General features: G+C 74.6%; 17 protein-coding genes. 15 read left to right on the top strand and 2 right to left on the bottom strand.

The window, feature by feature from the left end:
* The first annotated feature begins 319 nt into the window (after positions 1-319).
* The 3 genes from ACFY1S_RS25850 to ACFY1S_RS25840 are packed head-to-tail and all read left to right on the top strand — an operon-like array spanning position 320 to position 4052.
* The gene (locus ACFY1S_RS25850) at positions 320-2032 is read left to right on the top strand and encodes a hypothetical protein (protein WP_387122971.1); all 1713 of its coding nucleotides are present in this window, start codon (positions 320-322) and stop codon (positions 2030-2032) included.
* Positions 2033-2052: 20 nt separating this feature from the next.
* Positions 2053-3036: a Replicase polyprotein 1ab gene (locus ACFY1S_RS25845; protein WP_387122981.1), complete on the top strand. Its 984-nt coding sequence runs from the start codon at positions 2053-2055 to the stop codon at positions 3034-3036.
* On the top strand, positions 3033-4052 hold the full coding sequence (locus ACFY1S_RS25840; protein WP_387122969.1) for an HAD-IIA family hydrolase: 1020 nt from the start codon (positions 3033-3035) through the stop codon (positions 4050-4052). The genes ACFY1S_RS25845 and ACFY1S_RS25840 overlap by 4 nt, the downstream gene beginning before the upstream one ends.
* A gap of 19 nt (positions 4053-4071) precedes the next feature.
* On the opposite strand, the gene ACFY1S_RS25835 is transcribed toward ACFY1S_RS25840, so the two are convergent.
* Complete coding sequence (locus ACFY1S_RS25835; protein ID WP_387122967.1) at positions 4072-4410, bottom strand: SCP2 sterol-binding domain-containing protein; 339 nt, start codon at positions 4408-4410, stop codon at positions 4072-4074.
* A gap of 111 nt (positions 4411-4521) precedes the next feature.
* On the opposite strand from ACFY1S_RS25835, the gene ACFY1S_RS25830 reads away from it, so the two are divergent.
* The 5 genes from ACFY1S_RS25830 (at position 4522) to ACFY1S_RS25810 (ending at position 11138) form a co-directional block, all read left to right on the top strand.
* Entirely contained in the window at positions 4522-5103 is a 582-nt protein-coding gene (locus ACFY1S_RS25830; RefSeq protein WP_387122965.1) for a hypothetical protein, read from the top strand.
* Positions 5104-5128: 25 nt separating this feature from the next.
* Positions 5129-5422 carry a hypothetical protein gene (locus tag ACFY1S_RS25825; protein WP_387122963.1) on the top strand — a complete coding sequence of 98 codons (294 nt, stop codon included), beginning with the start codon at positions 5129-5131 and terminating at the stop codon, positions 5420-5422.
* Between the two features lie 20 nt (positions 5423-5442).
* The gene (locus ACFY1S_RS25820) at positions 5443-6303 is read left to right on the top strand and encodes a TlyA family RNA methyltransferase (protein ID WP_387122961.1); all 861 of its coding nucleotides are present in this window, start codon (positions 5443-5445) and stop codon (positions 6301-6303) included.
* A 70-nt stretch (positions 6304-6373) separates the two neighbouring features.
* A complete protein-coding gene (locus ACFY1S_RS25815; protein WP_387122959.1) occupies positions 6374-7261 on the top strand; it encodes an NAD kinase in 888 nt (295 codons plus the stop codon).
* Positions 7262-7418: 157 nt separating this feature from the next.
* A complete protein-coding gene (locus ACFY1S_RS25810) occupies positions 7419-11138 on the top strand; it encodes a S8 family serine peptidase (protein ID WP_387122957.1) in 3720 nt (1239 codons plus the stop codon).
* Positions 11139-11194: 56 nt separating this feature from the next.
* Here ACFY1S_RS25810 and ACFY1S_RS25805 read toward each other — a convergent pair whose 3' ends face one another.
* Positions 11195-12205: a helix-turn-helix domain-containing protein gene (locus ACFY1S_RS25805; RefSeq protein WP_387122955.1), complete on the bottom strand. Its 1011-nt coding sequence runs from the start codon at positions 12203-12205 to the stop codon at positions 11195-11197.
* A 102-nt stretch (positions 12206-12307) separates the two neighbouring features.
* On the opposite strand from ACFY1S_RS25805, the gene recN reads away from it, so the two are divergent.
* The 7 genes from recN (at position 12308) to ACFY1S_RS25770 (ending at position 22512) form a co-directional block, all read left to right on the top strand.
* Positions 12308-14065, top strand: a complete 1758-nt coding sequence (recN, locus tag ACFY1S_RS25800; RefSeq protein ID WP_387122953.1) for a DNA repair protein RecN — start codon at positions 12308-12310, stop codon at positions 14063-14065.
* Positions 14066-14184: 119 nt separating this feature from the next.
* Positions 14185-15363 (top strand): putative cytokinetic ring protein SteA, encoded by a 1179-nt coding sequence (gene steA, locus ACFY1S_RS25795; RefSeq protein WP_354828401.1) that lies wholly within the window; start codon positions 14185-14187, stop codon positions 15361-15363.
* 27 nt (positions 15364-15390) lie between these two features.
* A complete protein-coding gene (locus ACFY1S_RS25790; RefSeq protein ID WP_364376027.1) occupies positions 15391-16332 on the top strand; it encodes a copper transporter in 942 nt (313 codons plus the stop codon).
* 43 nt (positions 16333-16375) lie between these two features.
* Positions 16376-17242, top strand: coding sequence for a hypothetical protein (locus ACFY1S_RS25785; protein WP_387122950.1), 867 nt, complete (start codon positions 16376-16378; stop codon positions 17240-17242).
* Between the two features lies 1 nt (position 17243).
* Positions 17244-18938: a murein biosynthesis integral membrane protein MurJ gene (murJ, locus tag ACFY1S_RS25780; protein WP_387122948.1), complete on the top strand. Its 1695-nt coding sequence runs from the start codon at positions 17244-17246 to the stop codon at positions 18936-18938.
* Positions 18935-20101: a glycosyltransferase family 4 protein gene (locus tag ACFY1S_RS25775; protein WP_387122946.1), complete on the top strand. Its 1167-nt coding sequence runs from the start codon at positions 18935-18937 to the stop codon at positions 20099-20101. The genes murJ and ACFY1S_RS25775 overlap by 4 nt, the downstream gene beginning before the upstream one ends.
* Positions 20101-22512, top strand: coding sequence for a hypothetical protein (locus ACFY1S_RS25770; protein WP_387122944.1), 2412 nt, complete (start codon positions 20101-20103; stop codon positions 22510-22512). Before ACFY1S_RS25775 ends, ACFY1S_RS25770 begins: the two co-directional genes overlap by 1 nt.
* The last annotated feature ends 34 nt before the right edge of the window (positions 22513-22546 follow it).

Below are 22546 nucleotides of genomic sequence, written 5' to 3'. Positions count from 1 at the left end.
CCAACCCCCCCCCGCGCGTTTTTTCCTGCTGTGTGGTGGTTGGTGTTTCTCCCCCCCCCCCCCCACACCCTCCCGGGGGGGGCCCCCCCCCGCGGGGCCCCCCCTCGACTGCGTAGCGCCATTGGTGGCGCAATCAGGAAGGATGTACCTGTGAGTTCAGGACCGCAGGGCGGAGATCGTCCCCGTCGCTACGAAGACCGTACCGACGGCTCGGCTGGACGCGACCGCGGCCCGCGCCGCGACGACCGCGACCGGCCCCCGTACCGGGGCGACCGCGACAACGCTGGCGGCACCCGTGGCGGATACGCCGGCGGCCGCGATGGCGGTTCTCGTGGGGGCGACCGGGACGGTTCGCGGTCCGGTGCTCCGCGTGAGGGTGGCTTCCGTGGTGGCGACCGCGAGGGCGGTTTCCGCGGCGGTGACCGCCGTGAAGGTGGCTTCCGTGGTGGCGACCGGGACAACTCCCGGTCCGGTGCCCCGCGCGAGGGTGGCTTCCGGGGCGGTGACCGTCGTGAGGGCGGTTTCCGTGGTGGCGACCGCCCCAGTGGCCCGCGCGAGGGCGGTTTCCGTGGTGGCGACCGCCGCGAAGGTGGGTTCCGTGGTGGCGATCGTCGTGAGGGCGGTTACCAGGGCGGGGATCGTGACCGTTCCGGCCCGCCGCGTGAGGGTGGCTTCCGTGGCGGTGACCGTCGTGAGGGTGGTTTCCGTGGCGGTGACCGTCGTGAGGGTGGTTACCAGGGCGGCGACCGTGACCGTTCCGGCCCGCCGCGTGAGGGTGGCTTCCGTGGCGGCGACCGTCGCGAAGGTGGTTTCCGTGGCGGCGACCGCCGTGAAGGCGGTTACCAGGGCGGGGACCGTGGCCGTTCCGGCCCGCCGCGTGAGGGTGGCTTCCGTGGCGGTGACCGCGAGGGCGGTTTCCGTGGCGGCGACCGCCGTGAAGGCGGCTTCCGTGGCGGCGACCGCGAGGGCGGCTTCCGTGGCGGCGATCGTCGTGAGGGCGGTTACCAGGGTGGCGACCGTGGCCGTTCCGGCCCGCCGCGTGAGGGTGGCTTCCGTGGCGGTGACCGCGAAGGTGGTTTCCGTGGCGGCGACCGTGAGGGCGGTTTCCGGGGTGGCGACCGCCGCGAAGGTGGTTACCAGGGCGGCGACCGTGACCGTTCCGGCCCGCCGCGTGAGGGCGGCTTCCGTGGCGGTGACCGCGAGGGCGGTTTCCGTGGCGGCGACCGCCGTGAAGGCGGCTTCCGTGGCGGCGACCGTGAGGGCGGTTTCCGGGGTGGCGACCGTCGTGAGGGTGGTTACCAGGGTGGCGACCGTGGCCGTTCCGGCCCGCCGCGTGAGGGTGGCTTCCGTGGCGGTGACCGCGAAGGTGGTTTCCGTGGTGGCGATCGTGGCGGTTCTCGCCCGGGCGCTCCGCGCGAAGGTGGCTTCCGTGGCGGCGACCGTGAGGGCGGTTTCCGGGGTGGCGACCGCCGCGAAGGTGGTTACCAGGGCGGCGACCGTGACCGTTCCGGCCCGCCGCGTGAGGGCGGCTTCCGTGGCGGCGACCGTCGCGAGGGTGGTTTCCGTGGTGGCGATCGGCGTGAGGGCGGCGACCGTGGCCGTTCCGGCCCGCCCCGCGAGGGCGGTTTTCGGGGCGGTGACCGCGAGGGCGGTTTCCGTGGTGGCGACCGTGACGGTTCTCGCCCGGGCGCTCCGCGTGAAGGTGGCTTCCGTGGCGGCGACCGCGAAGGTGGCTTCCGTGGCGACCGTCGTGAGGGCGGTTTCCGGGGCGGCGATCGTCGCGAGGGTGGTTACCAGGGCGGCGACCGTGCCCGTTCCGGCCCGCCGCGTGAGGGTGGCTTCCGGGGCGGCGACCGTCGTGAGGGCGGTTTCCGGTCCGAAGACAGGCCGCGTCGCGAGGAGGAGACCCGCCGCGATGACCGTGCGGGCTCCGAGTCGTACGAGGGTGGGCGTACGTCCGCCCCGGCATTGCCTGACGACATCGTCGCGACGGACCTCGACAAGGACGTCCGCGCCGAGCTGCTGTCGCTGAACAAGCCTGTCGCCGAGACGGTGGCCCGGCATCTGGTCGCCACCGGTCAGTTGATCGACGAGGACCCGGCGGAGGCCTTGGCGCACGCGCTGGCCGCCCGTCGACTCGCCTCGCGTATCTCCGCTGTCCGGGAGGCCGTGGGTCTGGCCGCGTACCACGCGGGGGAGTGGCAGACGGCGATCGCCGAGCTGCGCACGTACCACCGGATGAGCGGCCTGCAGAGTCACATCGCCGTGCTGGCGGACTGTGAGCGGGCCCTGGGTCGGCCGGAGCGGGCCATCGACCTGTTCCGTGGGGCCGACCAGGACAAGCTGGACCAGGCCGTCGCGATCGAGCTGCTGATCGTCGCCGCCGGCGCCCGGGGTGACCTCGGGCAGAAGGACGCCGCCGTGGCGATGCTCCAGGTGCCGGACCTCACCAGCGAGGCCACGGTGCCGTGGACCGCGCGGCTGCGGTACGCGTACGCCGACGCCCTGCTCGCGGTGGGTCGGCGCGAGGAGGCCCGCGAGTGGTTCTCCCGCGCCGCCGACGCGGACACCGAGGGGGAGACCGACGCGGCCGAGCGGCTGCTCGAACTCGACGGCGTGGTCATCGAGGGCGACGACGAGGACGAAGCCGAGGAGATCGCCGCGGGTCCGGGCGCTCCCGGCGCGGTCCCGACCCAGCCGGACACCGACCTGGCGGCCGGTGACGACGACACGGCGGACCGGGACGCGGACGACGACGACTTCGACGAAGACGACGACGAAGACGACGAAGACGAAGACGAAGACGAAGACGAAGACGACGACGACCGCGACGAGGACTTCGACGACGACGAGCAGGGCGACGCTGTCGGTCGCTCGGCGGACGACGAGGGCTTCGACGACGAGGACGAGGACCGGCATCCCGACCAGACCGGGAGCGCCGAGTCGACGGACCGGACCGCGCCGGTCGCGGACGCGATGAACGCCGACGAGACCGCTCCCGCCCGGGGCGACGAGTCGGGGCAGACGCAGCGGTGAGTGCGGACGCCGGGAAGCGGCTGGTCGACGGGTACACCCTTGTCGTTTTCGACCTGGACGGGGTGATCTACCTGATCGACCGGCCGATTCCCGGCGCGGTCGACGCGGTGGCCCGGCTGCACGCGGAGGGGCGGGCGGTGGCGTACGCCACGAACAACGCCTCCCGACGGTCCAGCGAGGTCGCGGACCTGCTGACCGGGATGGGGGTGCCGGCCCGGCCGGGGGAGGTGCTCACCTCTGCCGCGGCCTCGGCTGAGCTGCTGCGGGACCGGCTGCCCGCCGGTGCCCCGGTGCTCGTGGTCGGCGCGGAGGCGCTGCGCGCCGAGCTGCGCGCGGTGGGCCTGACGCCCGTGTCCCGCGCCGACGAGGAGCCGGCCGCTGTGGTGCAGGGGTACGGCCCGCAGGTGGGCTGGGCCGAGCTGGCGGAGGCGTCGGTGGCCGTCCGGTCGGGTGCGATCTGGATCGCCACCAACACCGACCGGACGCTGCCCAGCAATCGTGGACCGTTGCCCGGCAACGGCTCGCTCGTCGCCGTGTTGCGGACCGCGTTGGAGCGGGATCCGGACGTGGTGGTGGGCAAGCCGGAGCCGGCGCTGTTCGAGACCGCCGCCCGGCGCAGCGACGGTGGCCGGGCGCTCGTCGTGGGCGACCGTCTGGACACCGACATCGAGGGCGCCCGTCGGGCCGGGCTGGACAGCCTGCTCGTGCTCACCGGCGTTCACGGCGTCCCCGATCTGCTGGCCGCCGAGCCGCAGCGGCGGCCCACGTACGTGGCGCGGGACCTGGCGGGGCTCTTCGACCCGCAGGGTGCCGTGGCCGTGCCGGGGGACGCCGCAGGATGGTCCGTGACGGACCGGGACGGCCTGGTGGAGCTGGCCGGCTCGGGTCGGCCGCTGGACGCGCTGGCCGCGCTCTGCGCGGCCGCCTGGTCGGCGCCGGAAGTGCCGAAGATCCGTGCCGTGTGCGCCGACGCGGCCCACGCCCTAGAGAGCTTCGGACTGCCCAGCGGCGGGTGAGACGGGCCCCCGGGGGTCGTCAGAGCAGTTTGCGCAGCTTCAGCAGGTCGAATGGGTTCGCCTTGATCGACACCCTGCGGGAGGTCACCGCGCTTGTGACGTCCAGATCGCCGCGCACCAGGGCCAGCAGGTCGTCGCTTGACGTGCTCAGCGCGATCTTGGCCTTGGGGTCGTCGCCGTCGGTCAGCTCGACAAGCCGGCCGCCGGTGATCCGCCCGTGGAACGCCGTGTCCAGGTCGGTGATCCGGCAGGCGAGCGTCCGGTCCAGGTCGATCTTGTCGCGTACCGTTTCGGCGTTGCGATCCAACCGGGCGGCCAGCTCCTGCAACGCCTGCCGGCACTCGTCCACGCTGGCCACATTCCCCCCTCGGTGATCGCCACGCCGTCCCCGGCACCGTACCGCACAGGACAGTCCGGGGCGCCCGGTAGCGTGACACCTGGACAGCTCGCCCCAGGGAAGGACACAGGCATGCAGGACGCGTGGCGCGCCTACCTCGAACTGGCCATGGGCCTCACGGAGGCGCCTCGGAAGAAGGCCCAGGACGTGGCGCGTCGGCTCGTGGGCTCCGGCGGAGCGACCGCCGCCCAGCTCCAGGCCCTCGGCGAGGAGCTGGTCAGCACCGGCGCCGCCAACCGGGAGGCGTTGACCAAGCTGGTCCGGTTCGAGGTCGACCGGGCGCTCGGCGCGGTCGGCCTGGCCACCGCCGACGAGGTGGCCGAGCTGACGCGACGGGTGCGCGACCTGGAACGGCAGCTCCGCGAGGCACGGGCCGTCGAGCCTGCCGCCACGCCACCGGCCGCCACGCAGCAGCCCGACCCGACCCGAGCCGCGCAGCCCGACGCCGCCCTGGTGCCGTCGGACGGCCCGGCCGGCGCCCCGGTCTCCGCGCCGGTGGCGAAGAAGGCGGTCGCGAAGAAGGCAGTGGCCAAGAAGGCCGTCGCGCGCAAGCCGCCGGCGACGATCAGCCGTACCAGCGACGAGGCCCCGACCCCGGCGGCGATGCCGGCGAAGAAGGCCGTGCGCAAGCGTCGCCCGGACGGTGAGTCGTGACGCCCGCGTCCCGGTGGAGCGTCAGGTGAACGGCGACGTCCGTCCGGGGCCGCCCGGCGCGCGCCCCGGTCCGCCCCCTGGCGTCCGCCCCGGCCCGCTGGCCGGCGGGTTCGGCGGGCGCCCCGGTCCGCCGCCGAGCGTCCGACCCGACCTCGACGCGACCGGTGACGACACCGACGCCGCGCGGCACCCGGCGGTCGACGCCGCCGTGCGGGCGATGGCGAACGCGGCGACGCTCGCCCCGGCCGACCAGATCGCCCAGTACGAGGCGGCCTACGAGACGCTGCGGGAAACTCTCGCCACCATCGACCAGACCTGAGCGAGACCGGAGAACCACCCATGGCACGTCGCAACCGGCTGGACGCCGAACTGGTCCGCCGCGGTCTGGCCCGCTCCCGCGAGCAGGCCGCCGCGCTTGTGGAGGCCGGCCGGGTCCAGCTGCGCGGGGTGCCCGCGCGCAAGGCCGCCGCGATGGTCGATCCCGCCGACCCGCTCCTGGTCACCGGCGACGACCCCACCGAGGAGTACGTCTCGCGCGGCGGGCACAAGCTGGCCGGGGCTCTTGCCGCGTTCGGCCCCGGCGGGCTGCGCGTCGCGGGCCGGCGCTGCCTGGACGCCGGTGCCTCGACCGGAGGCTTCACCGACGTGCTGCTGCGCGCCGACGCCGCCGAGGTGGTGGCCGTGGACGTCGGCTACGGGCAGCTCGCCTGGTCGTTGCGCACCGACGACCGGGTCCGCGTCCTGGAGCGCACCAATGTCCGTACCCTCGAACCGGAGACGATCGGCGGGCCGGTCGACCTCACGGTGGCCGACCTGTCCTTCATCTCACTGCGGCTGGTGCTGCCGGCGTTGGCCGGCTGCACCCGCGACGACGGTGACCTGGCGTTGATGGTGAAGCCGCAGTTCGAGGTCGGCAAGGAGCGGGTGGGCGCCGGCGGCGTGGTCCGCGACCCGGAACTGCGCGCCGAGGCCGTGCTCGACGTGGCGGCGGCGGCGGGGCAGCTCGGTCTCGGCCTGGCCGGCGTCGCGGCCAGCCCGCTGCCCGGGCCGAGCGGCAACGTGGAGTTCTTCGTATGGTTGCGCCGTGGCGCACCACCGGCCGACCCGACGCGGGTGCGGGCCGTGGTGGCGGCCGGGCCGGACGGCCCGACGACGGCCGGCGACGTGCCGGCCGCGGCGGCTAAGGAGGTCGCAGGGTGAACGCGTACAGCGAGCGGTGCGCACCGGCACGCGGCCGTGCCGGGGCGACGGTGGACAGGCGGCCGCTCCGATGAGCGGTCGTACGGCGCTGCTGGTGACCCACACCGGCCGTCGGCGCAGCACCGAGCACGCCCGGTCGGTCGCGGCCGACCTGATCGCTGCGGGTTTCGAGGTACGGGTGGTCGCCGACGAGGCCGACGACCTCGACCTGCCCGGCGTGGTGCCGGTCGCCGGCCCGGAGGCCGCCGAGGGCGCCGAGATCGTGTTCGCGCTCGGTGGCGACGGCACCTTCCTGCGCGCGGCGGAGCTGGCCCGGCCGGCGAAGGCCCCGCTGCTCGGCATCAACCTCGGCAAGGTGGGCTTCCTGGCCGAGGCGGAGATCGACGACCTGGACACGGCGGTCCGGGACGTCGTCAGCCGCAACTACACGGTGGACGAACGGCTCACCCTTGACGTCACCGCCGAGTTCGACGGCGGCCCCACCATCGAGTCGTGGGCGCTCAACGAGATAAGCGTCGAGAAGGGCGAGCGAGCGCAGATGCTCGAGCTGCTCGTCGACGTGGACGGCCGGCCACTGTCCCGCTACGGCTGCGACGGCGTCGTCTGCGCCACCCCCACCGGCTCCACCGCGTACGCGTTCTCCGGCGGCGGCCCGGTGGTCTGGCCGGAGGTGGAGGCGCTGCTGCTGGTGCCGATCAGCGCGCACGCGTTGTTCAGCCGCCCGCTGGTCACCGCTCCGACGTCCACATTCGTCATCACCGTGGATCCGTTCACCACCCTCGCCGTGCTCTCCTGCGACGGTCGACGGGTGTACGACCTGCCGCCCGGCGCCCGCGTCACCGTTCGTCGGGGCGCGCTGCCGGTGCGCATCGTGCGGCTGCGGGCACGCCCCTTCACCGACCGGCTGGTCGCCAAGTTCGGCCTTCCCGTGCACGGGTGGCGGGGCAGCCGCAGGTGACCGTCGGGCACACCGTGTGTGCACGGTTGTTGTCCACCTGACGACATGTCGCCGCTGCGGCGGCCGGCGACTAGTGACCTGGTGACGGGCTCCGTCGCAGACTCCGATCGGCCCTCGTCTACGGATGGGGGCCCACAGGAGTAGAGGAGCACATCGCATGCACTGGTCCCCACGCTGGCTCACCGCTGGCGCGGTCGGCGCGTTGGTGGTCGGGCTCGCCGCACCGGCGTCCGCCGACCCGCCCGCCCGGCCCGTCGGCCCCAATCCGGGCCCGAGCGCCCCCGGCGCCACGCCCGTTCGTGTCACCCTGATCACCGGAGACCAGGTCGAGCTCGCGCCGGCGGCGCCGGGTCGGGTCGCCGCCACCGTCCGCCCCGGCCCCGGGCGTGAGCGGGTCATCTTCCAGACCCTGGAGGTCGACGGCGGGCTGCGGGTGCTGCCCAGCGACGCGGTGCCCTACGTGTCCAGCGGGGTTCTCGACGCCAACCTGTTCGACGTGCAGGAGTTGGCCGCCGACGGCTACGGCGACGCCGCGCAGGGCGACCTGCCGCTGATCGTGCGCTACCAGGAGCCGGCCGCCGGTCGGGTCCGGCCGCTCACCGTCGCCGCCGACGCCCGCCCCCTGGCGAGCATCAACGGTGCCGCGTTGCGCGTCGGCAAGGGCGACCTCGGCGGCCTGTGGACCACCCTCGCCGCCACACCGGCCACCCGGGCCACGGCCGCCGCCCCCACGCTGGGCGGCGGCATCGCCCGCGTCTGGCTGGACGCCCGGGTACGCCCCGCGCTGGAGCACAGCGTGCCGCAGATCGGCGCACCGCAGGCCTGGGCGGCCGGCCGGGACGGCAACGGCGTGACGGTGGCGGTCCTCGACACGGGCGTCGACGCCACCCACCCCGACCTGGCCGGGCGGATCGCCGAGGCGCGGGACTTCTCCGACAGTGGCAGCGCCCGTGACGGCCACGGCCACGGCACCCACGTCGCGGCCACCATCGCCGGCAGCGGCGCCGCGTCGGCGGGGCTGCGCAAGGGCGTGGCGCCCGGCGCGCGCCTGCTGGTCGGCAAGGTGCTCGACGACGGCGGTTCCGGCAGCTCCTCGGCGATCATCGCCGGCATGGAGTGGGCCGCCCACTCCGGCGCGAAGGTCGTCAGCATGAGCCTCGGCGGTGACCCCACCGACGGCACCGACCCGATGAGCCAGGCCGTCAACGACCTGACCGCCGAGACCGGCGCGCTCTTCGTCGTCGCCGCCGGCAACGCGGGCGCCGCGCGTACCGTCGGCTCTCCGGGCGCGGCCACCGCGGCGCTCACCGTCGGCGCGGTGGACCGCGACGACAACCTCGCGGAGTTCTCCAGCCGCGGCCCGCGTCTCGGCGACAACGGCCTCAAGCCGGAGATCACCGCCCCGGGCGTCGGCATCGTCGCGGCGCGGGCCGCCGGCACCACAATGGGTACGCCTGTGGGCGACGCCTACACGACCGCGTCCGGGACGTCGATGGCCACCCCGCACGTGGCGGGCGCGGCGGCGATCCTCGCCCAGGAACACCCCGACTGGGCCGCCGGTAAGCTCAAGGACGCCCTCGTGAGCACCACGAAGGCCAACCCAGCGCTCACCGTCTTCGAGCAGGGCGGCGGCCGGGTCGATGTGGCGCGGGCGCTCACGCAGCGGGTGTACGCGTCGTCCACAGTCGACTTCGGCCGGATCACGACCGGCGGCGCGACGGCCGAGCGGAGCGTGACGTACACCAACGGCACGAAGACCGCGCAGACCCTGCGGCTGGCCCTGGAGCTGCGCAACCTGGACAGCGGTGCGGCCGAGACCGACGGGGTCGCGCTCGGATCCGGCGAGGTGAGCGTGCCGGCAGGCGGCAGCGTGGAGGTGCCGCTGCGCGCCGACCCGGCGAAGTTCGCCCGTGGCCCGCATGGCGGTTGGTTGGTGGCGACAGGTACGGATGGCGTCGCCGTGCGGACGCCGGTCGGGCTCACCGTCAGCGGCCCCCTGCACGACGTCACGGTGAAGGTGTTGGACCGGCAGGGTCAGCTGACCCTGTCGCCCGGGCTGACCCTGTTCGGGGAGCAGCCCGAGTCGGACTACTGGGGTTGGTGGCCGGGGGAGGGCACCCTGCGGGTCGAGGAGGGCACCTACCTGCTGACCGCGCTCGTGGAGCACGGCGCCCCGCTGGACGAGCAGTTGACCCAGACCGTCGAGCCGGAGTTGACAGTCGACCGGGACCTGACGGTGGTGCTCGACGCCCGCAAGGGCACCCCGGTACGGATCGAGACGCCGAAGCCCAGCGAGCAGCGTGCCACGCTCAGCTTCTACGTGCACCGGGTGCTGGGCAACGGCCGGCAGATCGACCACGGCGTGATGGCCTACAGCACCGTCCAGCAGGTGAACGTCACGCCCACCCGGCAGGTGCGCCAGGGCGAGTTCGAGTTCGCCTCGCGCTGGCAGCTCGTCGCGCCCATGGTGCAGGCGACGGTCAGCGGGGTGTCCGGCCCGTCGGACATCAACCTGCTGGGCACCTCGCCGGCGCCGACCGGTCGGCGCAAGCTGCCGCTGGTCTGGGCCGGCGCCGGAACACCCGCCGAGCTGGCCCGGGCACGGGGTGCCGCCGCGCTGCTCGCCGCCGACCCGGCCCGTTCGGAGGACGAGCAGGTCGAGGCGGCCGCGAAGGCCGGAGCGGCGGTGGTGCTGATCGTCCGGCCGCAGGACCAGACCGCGTGGACGGTGTGGCGGCCGGGCGGGGAGCGGCTGCCGATCCCCGCGATGGTCGTCGCGTACGACGACGGGCAGCGGCTGATCGCGGCGGCCCGCCGGGGCCGGGCGACGCTCGACCTCACACTGACCGTGGACAGCCCCTACCTGTACGACGTGTGGCAGGTGTCCAAGGGCCGGGTGCCGGAACGGATCGTGCACACAGTGACGGCGAAGAACACCGCCGAGGTGACCGCCAGCTACGGCGACATGGGCGCGGGCTGGGCCACCGAGGAGCGGTTCGGCTGGCGTCCCTGGCAGGAGTACGCCTGGAACGACGACCAGCGGATCGTCCGCAACGGCACCACCCGGCAGGAGTTCGTCAGCGCCGGGGACAACTGGTGGCAGCACCGGGTGTTGCACAAGTCCATGTTCATGCAGTGGGGGCAGTTGGAGGGCGGCCTGACCCAGGAGCCCCGCCGGTACGACGCCGACGACCGGGAGACCGAGACCTGGCACGCCCCAGTGGTCCGCCCGGCGGTACCGGCCAGCGGCGTGCCGGTGCCCACCCGCACCGGTGACACCCTCGACCTGCGGGTGCCCGAGTTCGTCGACGCCGACGGCCACTACAGCGTGGCCGGCGAGAGCGAGGAGCCGGACACCGTCGGGGTCCGGGTCAGCCGCGACGGTGAGCAGATCGCCGATCTGTCCGACGGATGGGCGCCGGTGCCGACCAGCCCGGCGGCGGCCCGCTACCGCCTCGACGTGAGTACGCGGCGGTCGTCGGCCGAGTGGCGCTACGCCACGCGTACCGAGACGGCCTGGGAGTTCACCTCGGCTCGACGGCCGGGCGACGCGGCCACCCCGCTGTCGCTGTTGCAGGTGGACTACCGGGTGCCGGCCGACCTGCTGAACACGGTACGCGGCAACCGGCCGCACCAGGTGGGGCTCACCCTGCGCCAGCCGGCAGGGGTGCCCACGCCCAAGGGCGCGAACGTCCGGGTGGAGGTCTCCTTCGACGGGGGCGTCACCTGGCGGTCCGCGCCGACCCGGGGCTCCGGCACCCGGTACACCGCGACGGTGCCGGCCGGGCGCGGAACCGTCTCGCTGCGGGTGCACGCCCGCGACCGGGCCGGGAACAGCGTCGAGCAGACCGTGGTCGACGCGTACGGCCTGCGCTGACGGGCGCGGGGGGTGGGGCGGCTCGGGCCGTCCCACCCCCCGCGGCCCTGCCGGCGTCAGATCCAGCCGCGGCGGGCCACCTGGAACGCCAACCCGGGTCTGGTGTCCACGCCCGCGGCGTCCATCAGGTCGGCGAGTCGTCGCTGCACGGTCCGCCGGCTCACCCCGAGCTGGGAGGCGATGGACTTGTCCGGTACGCCTGCCACGAACAGGGACAGCAGTCGCGCCTCGTCGGCGTCCGGCCGGTAGCCGTCGGCCGGGCGTTCGGTGTGCGAGCCGTCATGGCCGGCGCCGGTGAGGGGATCCTCCAGCCGCAGCCGGGTGGCCACCCGCCAGTGGCTCTCGAACAGGGCGAGCAACGCGTCGAGCAGTTGACTACGGCCGATCACGGCGGCACTCGGCTCGCCGCCGTCCCGGTCGGGCACCAGCGGGCAGATGGCGGTTCGGGCGTCCACGATGGCCAGTCGGACCGGCAGGCGGTCCAGGACGCGGGCCTGTTCGCCGGCGCCGACGCCCTTGGCCAGGTCGGCGAGCGCGCCCGGCTCCAGCAGCATCTCCCGTTCGTAGATGGCCCGGTAGCTCACCCCGCGGGCCAGCGCGTCGAACTCCTCCAGGTTCTCCGGCCCGGCCATCGCCAGGGGATTGGCCCGGCAGAACCAGAGCACCTCCGTACGCGCCGAGTTCTGCAGGTCGCGCAGCCGGTCGCGGAGCACCCCGGTGCCGGTGATCACCTCGACCAGGTGGTCGACGTGGTGCCGGCGCAGCCCGGAGCGGTACTCCTCGGCCAGCTGGGTGACCCGGTGACGGGCCGCCTCCAGGTCCTCCTGCCGGCGCAGCAGTGTCGCGCCGAGGGCGACGTCCGGGGCGTTCGGGCGCAGGGGGGCGTCCGGGTCGGCGTCGGTGGGCTGCACCAGGCCCTTGGCGCGCAGCGCCTCGACCTCGGCGACGACCTGCTCACGGGGCCGGTTCAGCCGGCGGACCAACTCGTCGATCCGGGCCGTGGTGAGCTGCAACAGGCAGCGGTACAGCTCCTCCTCGGCGGGGGTCAGGCCGATCACGTCCAACACGGGGCAGAACTGTACGTCGCCCAGGTCGGGGGCACGTCGCGGCCCACCGGCGGGGCCCGTCGGCTGGTCAACTGTCGGGGCACGCGTCTACTGTCGGTTGCTGTGCTGGAAGAGCTGCGCATCACCGGGCTGGGCGTCATCGACGACACGACGCTGCCGCTGACCGGCGGCATGAACGTCATCACCGGCGAGACCGGTGCGGGCAAGACGATGGTGGTCACCGGCCTCGGCCTGCTCTTCGGCGGCCGGGCCGACGCCGGGCGGGTCCGTGCCCAACCGGGCCGGGCCGTGGTGGAGGGTCGGCTGCGGCTGGACGGCCGGGTCGCCGACGTGGTGTACGCACGCATCTCCGACGCCGGCGGCGAGCCCGACGAGGACGGCTCGCTGCTGCTGAGCCGCACGGTGACTGTCGAGGGCCGCTCCCGCGCCCACGTCGGTGGCCGGAGCATGCCGGTGTCGATGCTCGGCGAGGTCGGCGAGCAGGCGGTGGCCGTACACGGCCAGTCCGACCAGCTGCGGCTGCTACGCCCGACCGAGCAGCGTGCCGCCCTGGACCGGTTCGCCGGCCCGGCGCACGAGAAGCTGCTCGACGCGTTGCGCGAGGCGTACACGGGGTGGCGGCGGATCGTCGACGACCTGGCCGACAGGCGGCGCAACGCCCGCGAGCGCAACCAGGAGGCCGACCTGCTGCGGCTCGGCCTCGACGAGATCACCCGGGTCGATCCGCAGCCGGGTGAGGACGACGAGCTGAAGACCGAGGCGCAGCGGCTGGAGCACGCCGAGGGGCTGCGGACGGCGGCGCAGCTGGCGCAGCTGTGCGTGGCAGGCGGCGCGGAGGCGGCCGACGAGACACCTGACGCGACGGCGCTGCTCGGCACGGCCCGGCGCACCCTGGAGGCGCAGGCCGGCACCGATCCGGCGCTCGGCGAGTTGGCGGCCCGGCTGGAGGAGGCCGCGACCCTGGTCACCGACGTGTCCGCGGAGCTGTCGGCGTACCTGGCGACGCTCGACGCGGACCCGGCCCGGTTGCAGCACGTCTACGAGCGGCGGGCGGCGCTGCGCGCGTTGACCCGCAAGTACGCCGACGACGTCGACGGGGTGATCGCTTGGGCCGATCGGGCCCGCACCCGTCTGTCCGATCTGGACACATCGGACGATCTGCTCGACGAGCTGGAGCGCGAGGGCCAGCGGCTGGCCGGTGAGGTGGCCGATCTGGCCGGTCGGGTGTCGGCGTCGCGGCAGGAGGCGGCTGTGCGTTTCGCCGGCCAGGTCACTGTCGAGCTTGCCGGTCTGGCCATGCCGCACGCCCGGATCGAGGTGGCGGTGCTGCCCCGCCCGGCCGGTCGCGCCGAGCCGGCGTTGCCGGTCAACGGGGTGGAGGTGGGTGTCGGCCCGGACGGCGGTGACGAGGTGGAGCTGCGGTTGCTGGCGCATCCGGGCGCCCCGTCGTTGCCGTTGCAGCGCGGCGCGTCCGGCGGCGAGCTGTCCCGTGTGATGCTCGCCATCGAGGTGGTCTTCGCCGGCTCCGGAGGGCCGCCCACGTTGGTCTTCGACGAGGTCGACGCGGGCGTCGGCGGTCAGGCGGCGGTGGAGATCGGTCGGCGCCTGGCCCGGTTGGCCCGCAGTCACCAGGTGTTGGTGGTCACCCACCTGCCGCAGGTGGCCGCGTTCGCCGATCGGCATCTGGTGGTGGCGAAGGACACCGGAGGTGCCGTGACGACAAGTGGCGTACGGGTGGTGGAGGACACCGAGCGGGCCCGGGAGCTGGCCCGGATGCTCGCTGGTTTGCCCGACTCGGATCTGGGTATCGCTCACGCCGAGGAGCTCTTGGCGGTAGCCGCGAAGGAAAGGCGGCCGTGACACCGCGTATTGTGAGCGCAAGCACACCGGCTTGTGCCGGTGTGTGCTTCCCTGGGTAGGCGGCCCTGCTCAGGCATGTCGCGACAGAAAAGCCTGCCTCACATGCCAGGATGGTCACGATGCGTCTACCCACGTTGCGCCGGAACCGAAACGCGGAGCCGGGCAGAGTCCTCGGCACCGCGCGCCTCGATCGCCGGACGAAGCGCCTGGTCGGCCGGCTGCGCCCGGGTGACATCGCGGTCATCGATCACGTCGATCTGGACCGGGTGGCGGCCGACTCGTTGGTCGCGGTAGGTGTCGCGGCGGTGCTCAACGCCAAGCCGTCGGTGTCCGGCCGCTACCCGAACCTCGGCCCGGAGGTGTTGGTCGCCGCGGGCATTCCGCTGCTCGACGACCTCGGGGAGGGCGTGTTCGAGCGGATCCGCGAGGGCGACCAGGTGCGCATCGAGGGCAACACGGTGTTCGCCGGCGACGAGCCGGTGGCGCACGGCACCCTGCAGGACGCCGAGTCGGTCGCCAAGGCGATGGCCGACGCGCGGGAGGGTCTGTCGGTGCAGTTGGAGGCGTTCGCCGCCAACACGATGGACTACCTGCGCCAGGAACGGGACCTGCTGCTCGACGGTGTGGGCGTACCGGACATCGAGACGCAGATCCAGGGTCGGCACTGCCTGATCGTGGTGCGCGGCTACGACTACAAGGCCGACCTGGACGTGCTGCGCCCGTACATCCGGGAGTTCAAGCCGGTGCTGATCGGCGTCGACGGCGGCGCGGACGCGCTTGTCGAGGCCGGCTACACCCCCGACATGATCATCGGGGACATGGATTCGGTCACCGACGACGTGCTGCGCTGCGGCGCCGAGGTGATCGTGCACGCCTATCCGGACGGGCGGGCGCCGGGGCTGCCCCGGGTCAACGGTCTCGGCGTGCCGGCGATCACCTTCCCGGCCGCGGCGACGAGCGAGGATCTGGCCATGCTGCTCGCCGACGAGAAGGGTGCCTCGCTGCTGGTCGCCGTCGGCACGCACGCCACCCTCGTCGAATTCCTGGACAAGGGTCGCGGTGGGATGGCCTCGACGTTCCTGACCCGGCTGAAGGTCGGCGGCAAGCTTGTCGACGCCAAGGGCGTGAGCCGGCTCTACCGGCAGAGCATCTCCGGCTCGTCACTGCTGCTGCTGGTGTTGTCGGCGATCGCCGCGATGGCGTCCGCGGTAGCCGTGTCGACAGTCGGGAAGGCGTACCTGGGCGTCGTCGCCGAGTGGTGGGACAATTTCGTGTTCCAGCTGTACCGGCTGTTCTAGTTCCCGACCGATCAAGAGGCTGCAAGCGTGATCAATTTCCGCTACCACGTGGTGTCCCTCACCGCGGTCTTCCTGGCTCTGGCGATCGGCCTGGTGGTCGGCACGGCCGCCCTCAACGGCCCGGTCGCCGACTCGCTCAAGGAGCAGGTCACCGGGCTGCGCAAGGACAACCAGCAGTGGCGTCAGCAGGTCAGCAACATGGAGAAGCAGCTCGGGCTGGAGGAGGAGTTCGCCGAGGAGATGTCCCAGGTCGTCCTGCCGGGCACCCTCACCGGCCGCCGGGTCGTGGTGCTGAGCCTGCCGAACGGGCGCGACCACACCGAGGGTGTGCTCAAGAAGCTCCAGCTCGCCGGCGCCACCATCACCGGCCGGGTCGACCTGCAGGACAAGTTCATCAACCCGGACAACAACTCCAACCTGCTGGAACTCGCCGTCACCGCGGCCCGGCCGACCGCGCAGACCACCGGCCTGCCGGGCAACGGGCACGGCGTGGAGACCTCCAGCGCGCTGCTGGCCAGCGTCCTGCTGGACCGGGCGCAGGGCGTCGCGCCGGTCAGCGACGCCGACCGGCGGGCGGTGCTCGCCGCGTACAACAACGCCGGCTACCTGACCACCGACAACAACAAGGTCACCGGCTCCGCCGAGGCGGTCGTCGTGGTCAGCGGCCAGCCGTACGTCGACAAGGACTCCGACAAACGGGACGAGTCGGTCGTCAAGATCGCCGAGCAGTTCGACCGGACCGGGTCGATCGTGGTGGGCGGCAACGGGTCGGTCGGCGGCAACCTGGTCTCCGTGGTCCGCGGTGACCCGGTGCTCGCGCAGACGATCTCCACGGTCGACAACGCCAACACCGTGCAGGGCCAACTCGTCACCAGCCTCGCCCTGGTGCAGCAGCTCACCGAAAAGAAGGCGGGTCAGTACGGCGTCGGCGACAACGCGGCCTCCCTGCTGCCTAGACTGCCCCAGTGAGCGAACGACGTACCCGCGTGTCCGTAATCGAGAAGGTGGCGGCGTGAGGGCGCTGGGCCGGCTGCTGATCGCCGGCGCCGGCGCCGCGGCGGCCCGGTACGCGCTGCGCGAGGTGCGCAGCGCCCCGGTCGGGCCCGCGCTGGAGCGCACCAACTTCCGTGGGCGGACGGTGACCCTGGCCGCCGGTCCGGCGCTCGCCGCCGGAGCGGCCACCGTCGGCGCGTTCGGCGCGGCAAGCGGCGCCTCCGGTGCGGCGGCCCTTGTCGCCGGCCTCGGTGCGGGTGGTGTCGGGCTGTACGACGACGTGGTGGGCGGCCGGCCGGAACAGAAGGCGGCGAAGGGCTTCGCCGGTCACCTCGCCGCCCTGCGCGAGGGGCGGGTCACCGCGGGCCTGGTCAAGGTCGTCGGGGTGGGCGCCGCCGGGCTGGGCGCCGCCGCGCTGCTCGCCGCCGACGCCCGGGTCGCGGCGCATCCGCGCCGGCAGCGGCACGGCGCGTTCGGCAGGGGCGTCGACGTGCTGCTCGGCGCCGGCGTGATCGCCGGCACCGCCAACCTGCTCAACCTGCTCGACCTGCGACCCGGCCGGGCCATCAAGTCCGGGCTGCTGCTCGCCGCGCCGCTGGCCGGTGGCCCGCACGGCGGGATCGCCGCCGGTGCCGCCGGTGCCGCAGCGGGCCTGCTCCGCGACGACCTGGCCGAGGACGTCATGCTCGGCGACAGCGGCGCGAACGCCCTCGGCGCGCTGCTCGGTGTCGCGCTCGCCGCCCGCACCGGCCCGCTCGGCCGGGCCGGTCTGCTGGCCGTGCTCGCCGGGCTCACCGCCGCCAGCGAGAAGGTCAGCTTCACGTCGGTGATCCAGCAGACCCCGGGGCTGCGGGAGCTTGACGCACTGGGCCGGCGCGCCGACTGACGTGACCAGACCGGCACCCCTCGCCGGCGCCGGCCGGCTGGCCGGGGCAGCCGCGCTCATCGCCGTCCTCACCGTGGCCAGCCGACTCGCCGGCTTCGGCCGTACCGCCGTGTTCACCTGGAGCCTCGCGCCCACCGACCTCGGCGGCGCCTACGTGGTGGCCAACGCGGTACCCAACTTCATCTTCGAGATCGTCGCCGGGGGAGCGCTGGCCAGTCTCGTCGTACCGCTGCTGGCCGGCGCGGTCGCGGCCGGGGACCGCACGGCGGTTGCCCGGACCACCGGAGCGCTGCTGACCTGGACGCTGGCTCTGCTGGTGCCGCTCGCGCTGCTCGTGGTGGTCGCCGCCGGGCCGGTGATCGGGCTGCTCGGCGACGGGTTGAGCGCCGCCCAGCAGCAGAGCGGCGTACGGATGCTGCGGGTCTTCGCGCCGCAGCTGCCGCTGTACGGCGTCGGCATCGTGCTCGCCGGTGTGCTCCAGGCGCACCGCCGTTTCGCCTGGCCGGTGCTCGCCCCGCTGCTGTCCAGTCTCACCGTCATCGTCGTGTACCTGGGGTTCACCGCGACCCAGGGCCGGTACGCCACAGTGGGCGGGGTGAGCCGCGACGGCGAGCTCCTGCTGTCGGCCGGCACCACGCTCGGCGTGGTGGTGCTGTCGTTGTCGCTGCTCATTCCGGTCCGGCGGCTGCGGCTGGGGCTGCGGGCCGGTTTCGGGTTCCCCGCCGACGCGCGGGCCCGGGTCGGCGCCCTGGCGATCGCCGGCGCCGTCACCGTCACCACGCAGCAGATCGCGCTGATCGTCAGCCTGAACCAGGTGACAGTGGGCGCGGTCAGCAACCCGGGCGTCTACAACCTGGCGCAGACCGTCTACCTGCTGCCGTGGGCGGTGCTGGCGGTGCCGCTGGCCATCGCCGCCTACCCGACCCTGGCCGCGGCACACACGACAGGGGACGAGGACACCTACCGCTCGACCCTCGCCCCCGCCGTACGCGGGGTGCTCCTGTTCAGCTGCCTCGGCGCCGCCGCGCTGATCGGGACCGCCGGCCCGGTGGGGCACTTCTTCTTCCCCGGGTCCGCGACGGCCGCCTCGACCGCCGCCGCCGCGATCATCGGGTACGCGCCGGGCCTGCTCGGCTACGGTCTCTTCGCGGTGCTCACCCGGGCGCTGTACGCGCGGGGCGAGACCCGGGCGGCCACCGGCGCCACAGCCGTCGGCTTCCTGGTGGTGGCGGCAGTCGTCCTGCTGTTCGGCGCGCTGCTACCGGTACGGGACCGGGTCCTCGCGGTCACGTCCGCCAACTCGGTGGGGATGCTGGTGCTCGGGGCGCTGCTGCTCACGGCGGTGCGGCGCAGCGCCGGCCGCGCGGCACTGGGCGGCGCGGCGCGGGCCGGGACGGCAGGCGCCCTCGCCGGGTCGCTTGCCGCGCTCGCCGGGCTGGGCGTCGTCCGGCTGCTCGACACGCCGGACGGCGGCACCCCGACGATGGCGGCGGCACTCGGTCAGGGCATGCTGTCCGGGGTTCTGGTCGGGGTGGTGTTCCTCGCCGTGGTCTGGTTCGTCGACCGGCGGGACGTACGGCCGCTGCTCGCCGGGGCGCTGCGCCGCCTGAACCGGCGGGGGCCGCGACAGCCTGGCGGGGGGTCGACGCCGACCGCGCCGGAGCGGGGCGACGGGAAGGAGACGGTGGGCCAGTGAGCGGGGGACGTGAGCCAGCTCAGCAGGCCGGCTGGTCGGGCAGTGTCGCGTTGGTGCTCGCCTCCAGCACCGGTGGTGTCGGCCAGCACGTCCGGTCGGTGGCACGGGGGCTCGTCGCGGCAGGTGCGCGGGTGCTGGTGTGCGGGCCGGCGGCGACGCAGGAGCAGTTCGACTTCGTGAGCGTCGGGGCCCGGTTCGAGCCGGTGGAGGTCCCGGCCAGCCCGACCCCCGCCGACGCGCGTGCGGTGCTCGCCGTGCGCCGGGTGCTCGCCGAGGCCCGGGTCGACGTGGTGCACGCCCACGGCCTGCGCGCCGGGCTGGTGGCCGTACTGGCCCGTCCGGCCGCCCCGCTGGTGGTGACCTGGCACAACGCTGTCCTCGCCGGTGGGTTGCGCGGCGGTGTGTCCCGTCTCGTCGAGCGGGTGGTGGCCCGGGGCGCACGGGTGGCCCTCGGCGCGTCCGCGGACCTGGTGGACCGGGCCGCCGCGCTGGGCGCCGCCGACGCCCGGCTCGCCCCGGTCGCCGCGCCGACCCTGCCCGAGCCGCGCCGACGTCCGGCGGCGGTGCGGGCCGAGTTCGGCGTACGCCCGGACCAGCCGCTCATCGTGTCGGTGGGCCGGTTGCACCCGCAGAAGCGCTACGACGTGCTGATCGACGCGGCGGCCCGCTGGCGTACCCGTACACCGCCGCCGGTCGTGGTGATCGCGGGCAGCGGACCGGCGTACCTGCCGTTGGCAGCCCGGACGTCCGCGGCCCGCGCGCCGGTGACCCTGCTGGGGCACCGTACCGACGTGGCGGACCTGCTCGCCGGCGCCGACCTGGCGGTCGTGAGCAGCGACTGGGAGGCTCGGCAGCTGTTCGCGCAGGAGGCGCTGCGCGCGGGCGTACCCCTGGTGGCCACCGCTGTCGGTGGGCTGCCGGAGCTGGTCGGGGACGCCGCGGCGCTGGTTCCGCCCGGTGACGTGGACGCCCTCGACGCGGCGGTGCGCGCCCTGCTGGACGACCCGGCGGCCCGGGCCGAACTGGGCCGCCGCGGCGCCGAGCGGTCGCTGACCTGGCCCACCGAGGCGGACACGGTGGCCGCGCTGACCGCGCTCTACACCGAGTTGACCGCACCCACCGGTCCGACGGCAACCCGGACGCCCGGAACGGGGCAGCGCTGATGCTGCGTCGACTCGCGCCCGCCGTGTTGACGGTGCTCGTGGTGGCGCTGGGTGTCGCCGGGCTGGCCGTGCGGCCGCCGCAGGGCACCCCGCAGCGCACCGCCGACTTCGTGGTCCTCGCGGGTGTAGCGGGTCTGCGCTGGGAGGACGTGGATCCGCAGCACACCCCGACGCTGTGGCGGATGGCCCAGCAGGGTGCGATCGGTTCGCTGTCGGTGCGGTCGGCGCACCGGCCCACCTGCCCGGTGGACGGGTGGCTCACCCTCGGCGCGGGCAGCTTCGCCGCGTGGAACGGCAGCCGGCCCGACGGTGGCTGCCCGGCGGGAGGGGTGGCCGTGGAGCAGCCGGACGGCATCGGCGCCAACCTGCCCGACCAGGAGAGCGTGGTCCAGTACAACCAGCAGCGGCTGCCGTGGAACACCATGCCCGGCTCGCTGTCGGAGTCGGTGCGCTGCTCGGTCGCTGTGGGGCCGGGCGCGGCCGTGGCTGCCGCGCGACCGTTCGGCCGGGTCGACAGGTACGCCTCGGCGCTGCCCGACGATCCCCGCCTGCTGCTCGGCTCGTGTGTGCTGAGCATCGTCGACCTCGGCACGGTCACCGGGGCCGACCCGGCGACGCGCGCCCGGGAGGCCCGCGAGGCGGACGCCCAACTCGCCCGGGTGATGGCCGCCCGCCCGCCACGCTCGCTGGTGCTTGTCGCCGGGATCTCCGACACCGCCGCGCCGTCCCGGCTGCACGTGGTGGTCGCCGACGGGCCGGGCTGGGAGCGGGGGTGGCTCACATCGGCCAGCACCGGCCGGGACGGGTACCTGCAACTTGTCGACCTCGCGCCGACCGCGCTTGCCGCGCTGGGCCGGCCGATGCCGGAGCGGCTCTTCCTCGGCCGGCCGGCGATCAGCACGGGTGACCGCCCGGACGACCTGGCGGACGCCGTCAACGCCCCGGCGGACGCCGACCGGGAGGCGGCAGCCCAACGGACCGTCTCCGGCGGGTTCTTCACAGTGCTGGCCGTGGTGCAGGTGCTGCTGGCCCTGGCGGTGCTGCCGCTGCTGCGCCGGGCGCGGCCGCACGCCGGGCCGACCGGTCCGACGCCGGCGCCGGCGCGGCTCGTGGCGGTGGTCGAGGTGCTGCTGGTGGCGGCGGCGTTGACGGTGCCGGCGGCGCTGCTCGCCGACGCGGTGCCCTGGTGGCGGGGCGAGCATCCCGGCTGGATCTTCGCGGGGGTGACAGCGCTGCTGGTGGCGGCCGGTACGGCGGCGGTCCGGTTCGCGCCCGGCTGGGCGGGCACCCTCGGTTCGCTCGGCGCGGTGGCCGGCCTCACCACGCTCGTCGTGGGGCTGGACGTGCTCACCGGGGCGCGGCTGCAGCTCAACGGTGTGGTGGGCTATTCGGCGTTGCAGGGTGGCCGGTACTCGGGTCTGAGCACAGTCGGGCTGGGCGTGCTGCTCGCCGGGGCGCTGCTCAGCGGTGGCTGGCTCGCCCAGCGGGTGCCCCGGGGCTGGCGGCCCGCGGTGGTGGTGGCCGTGGGTGGCGTCGCAGTGGTGGTCGTCGGCAGCCCGTACCTGGGCGCCGATCCGGTGGGGGCGATCGCGCTCACCGCCGGTCTGAGCGTGGCCGCGGTGATCAGCGGTGGCGGCTGGCTGACCATCAGCCGGTTGGCGTGGGCGTCGATGGCCGCGCTGGCGGTGGCCGTCGGCTTCGCCGTGGTGGATCTGCGCCGCCCGCCGGCGGAGCGGGGCAGCCTGGGCCGGTTCCTGTCGGCCGTCGGCGACGGTACCGGCGGGTTCACCGTGCACCGGTCGAGTACGGAGAACTTCGAGACGCTCGTCAACAGTCCGCTGACCGTGCTGGCGTTGGCCGGCGGGCTGCTGGTGTGGTTCGCGTTGCTCCAGCCGTGGGGCGGTCTGATGCGGCTGTTCGGCATCTATCCGGCGGTCCGGGCCGCGCTGGCCGGCACGGCGGTCGCCGCGGTGCTCGGTGGGGTGCTCGACGGGGCGGCGCTCGACGTCGCCGGCGCCGCCGCGGCGCTTGTGGTGCCGATGGCCGCGCTGGCGTCGCTGCGGGTGCTCGGCCACGCCGCGGACCGGACCCGCCCGGGCGTGGGCCGCCTGCGTGACGACGCGGGCTCCGGTGACGGGCCGGGCGCCGCCGACGACGCTGACCCGGGCCCCGGCGGCGACGCGGGCTCCGGCGGTGTCGGTCCGGCCGGTGGCGGCCCGACCGGCGGTGGTGGGCCGCTGGGCGCCGTGCATCCCCGGCCGATCAGCGGCCCGCCCGCGAGCCCGCCCCGACCCCAGGTGTCGCCGCCGGCCGAACGGTCCCCGGACGTCGAGGACGGGCCGGAGCCGACCGCCGCCGTGGTGCCGCCCCGGCAGGTCACCCGATCATCGACCGAGGTTGCCGCTCCCTGAGCGTCGGGTGTCGTCGCGGTGACCCCTGTGGTGG

The sequence above is a fragment of the Micromonospora sp. NPDC000663 genome (genome assembly GCF_042898105.1).
Lineage (GTDB): Bacteria > Actinomycetota > Actinomycetes > Mycobacteriales > Micromonosporaceae > Micromonospora.
Note: the sequence above shows the minus strand (reverse complement) of the source record. Positions and strands in the feature narration are given on the sequence as shown.

What these genes read in the sequence shown, in the direction of transcription:
- ACFY1S_RS25850 (WP_387122971.1), top strand. Translation starts at nt 320, where the DNA reads ATGGCGGTTCTCGTGGGGGCGACCGGGACGGTTCGCGGTCCGGTGCTC.
- ACFY1S_RS25830 (WP_387122965.1), top strand. Translation starts at nt 4,522, where the DNA reads ATGCAGGACGCGTGGCGCGCCTACCTCGAACTGGCCATGGGCCTCACG.
- ACFY1S_RS25820 (WP_387122961.1), top strand. Translation starts at nt 5,443, where the DNA reads ATGGCACGTCGCAACCGGCTGGACGCCGAACTGGTCCGCCGCGGTCTG.
- ACFY1S_RS25815 (WP_387122959.1), top strand. Translation starts at nt 6,374, where the DNA reads ATGAGCGGTCGTACGGCGCTGCTGGTGACCCACACCGGCCGTCGGCGC.
- ACFY1S_RS25810 (WP_387122957.1), top strand. Translation starts at nt 7,419, where the DNA reads ATGCACTGGTCCCCACGCTGGCTCACCGCTGGCGCGGTCGGCGCGTTG.
- steA (WP_354828401.1), top strand. Translation starts at nt 14,185, where the DNA reads ATGCGTCTACCCACGTTGCGCCGGAACCGAAACGCGGAGCCGGGCAGA.
- ACFY1S_RS25770 (WP_387122944.1), top strand. Translation starts at nt 20,101, where the DNA reads ATGCTGCGTCGACTCGCGCCCGCCGTGTTGACGGTGCTCGTGGTGGCG.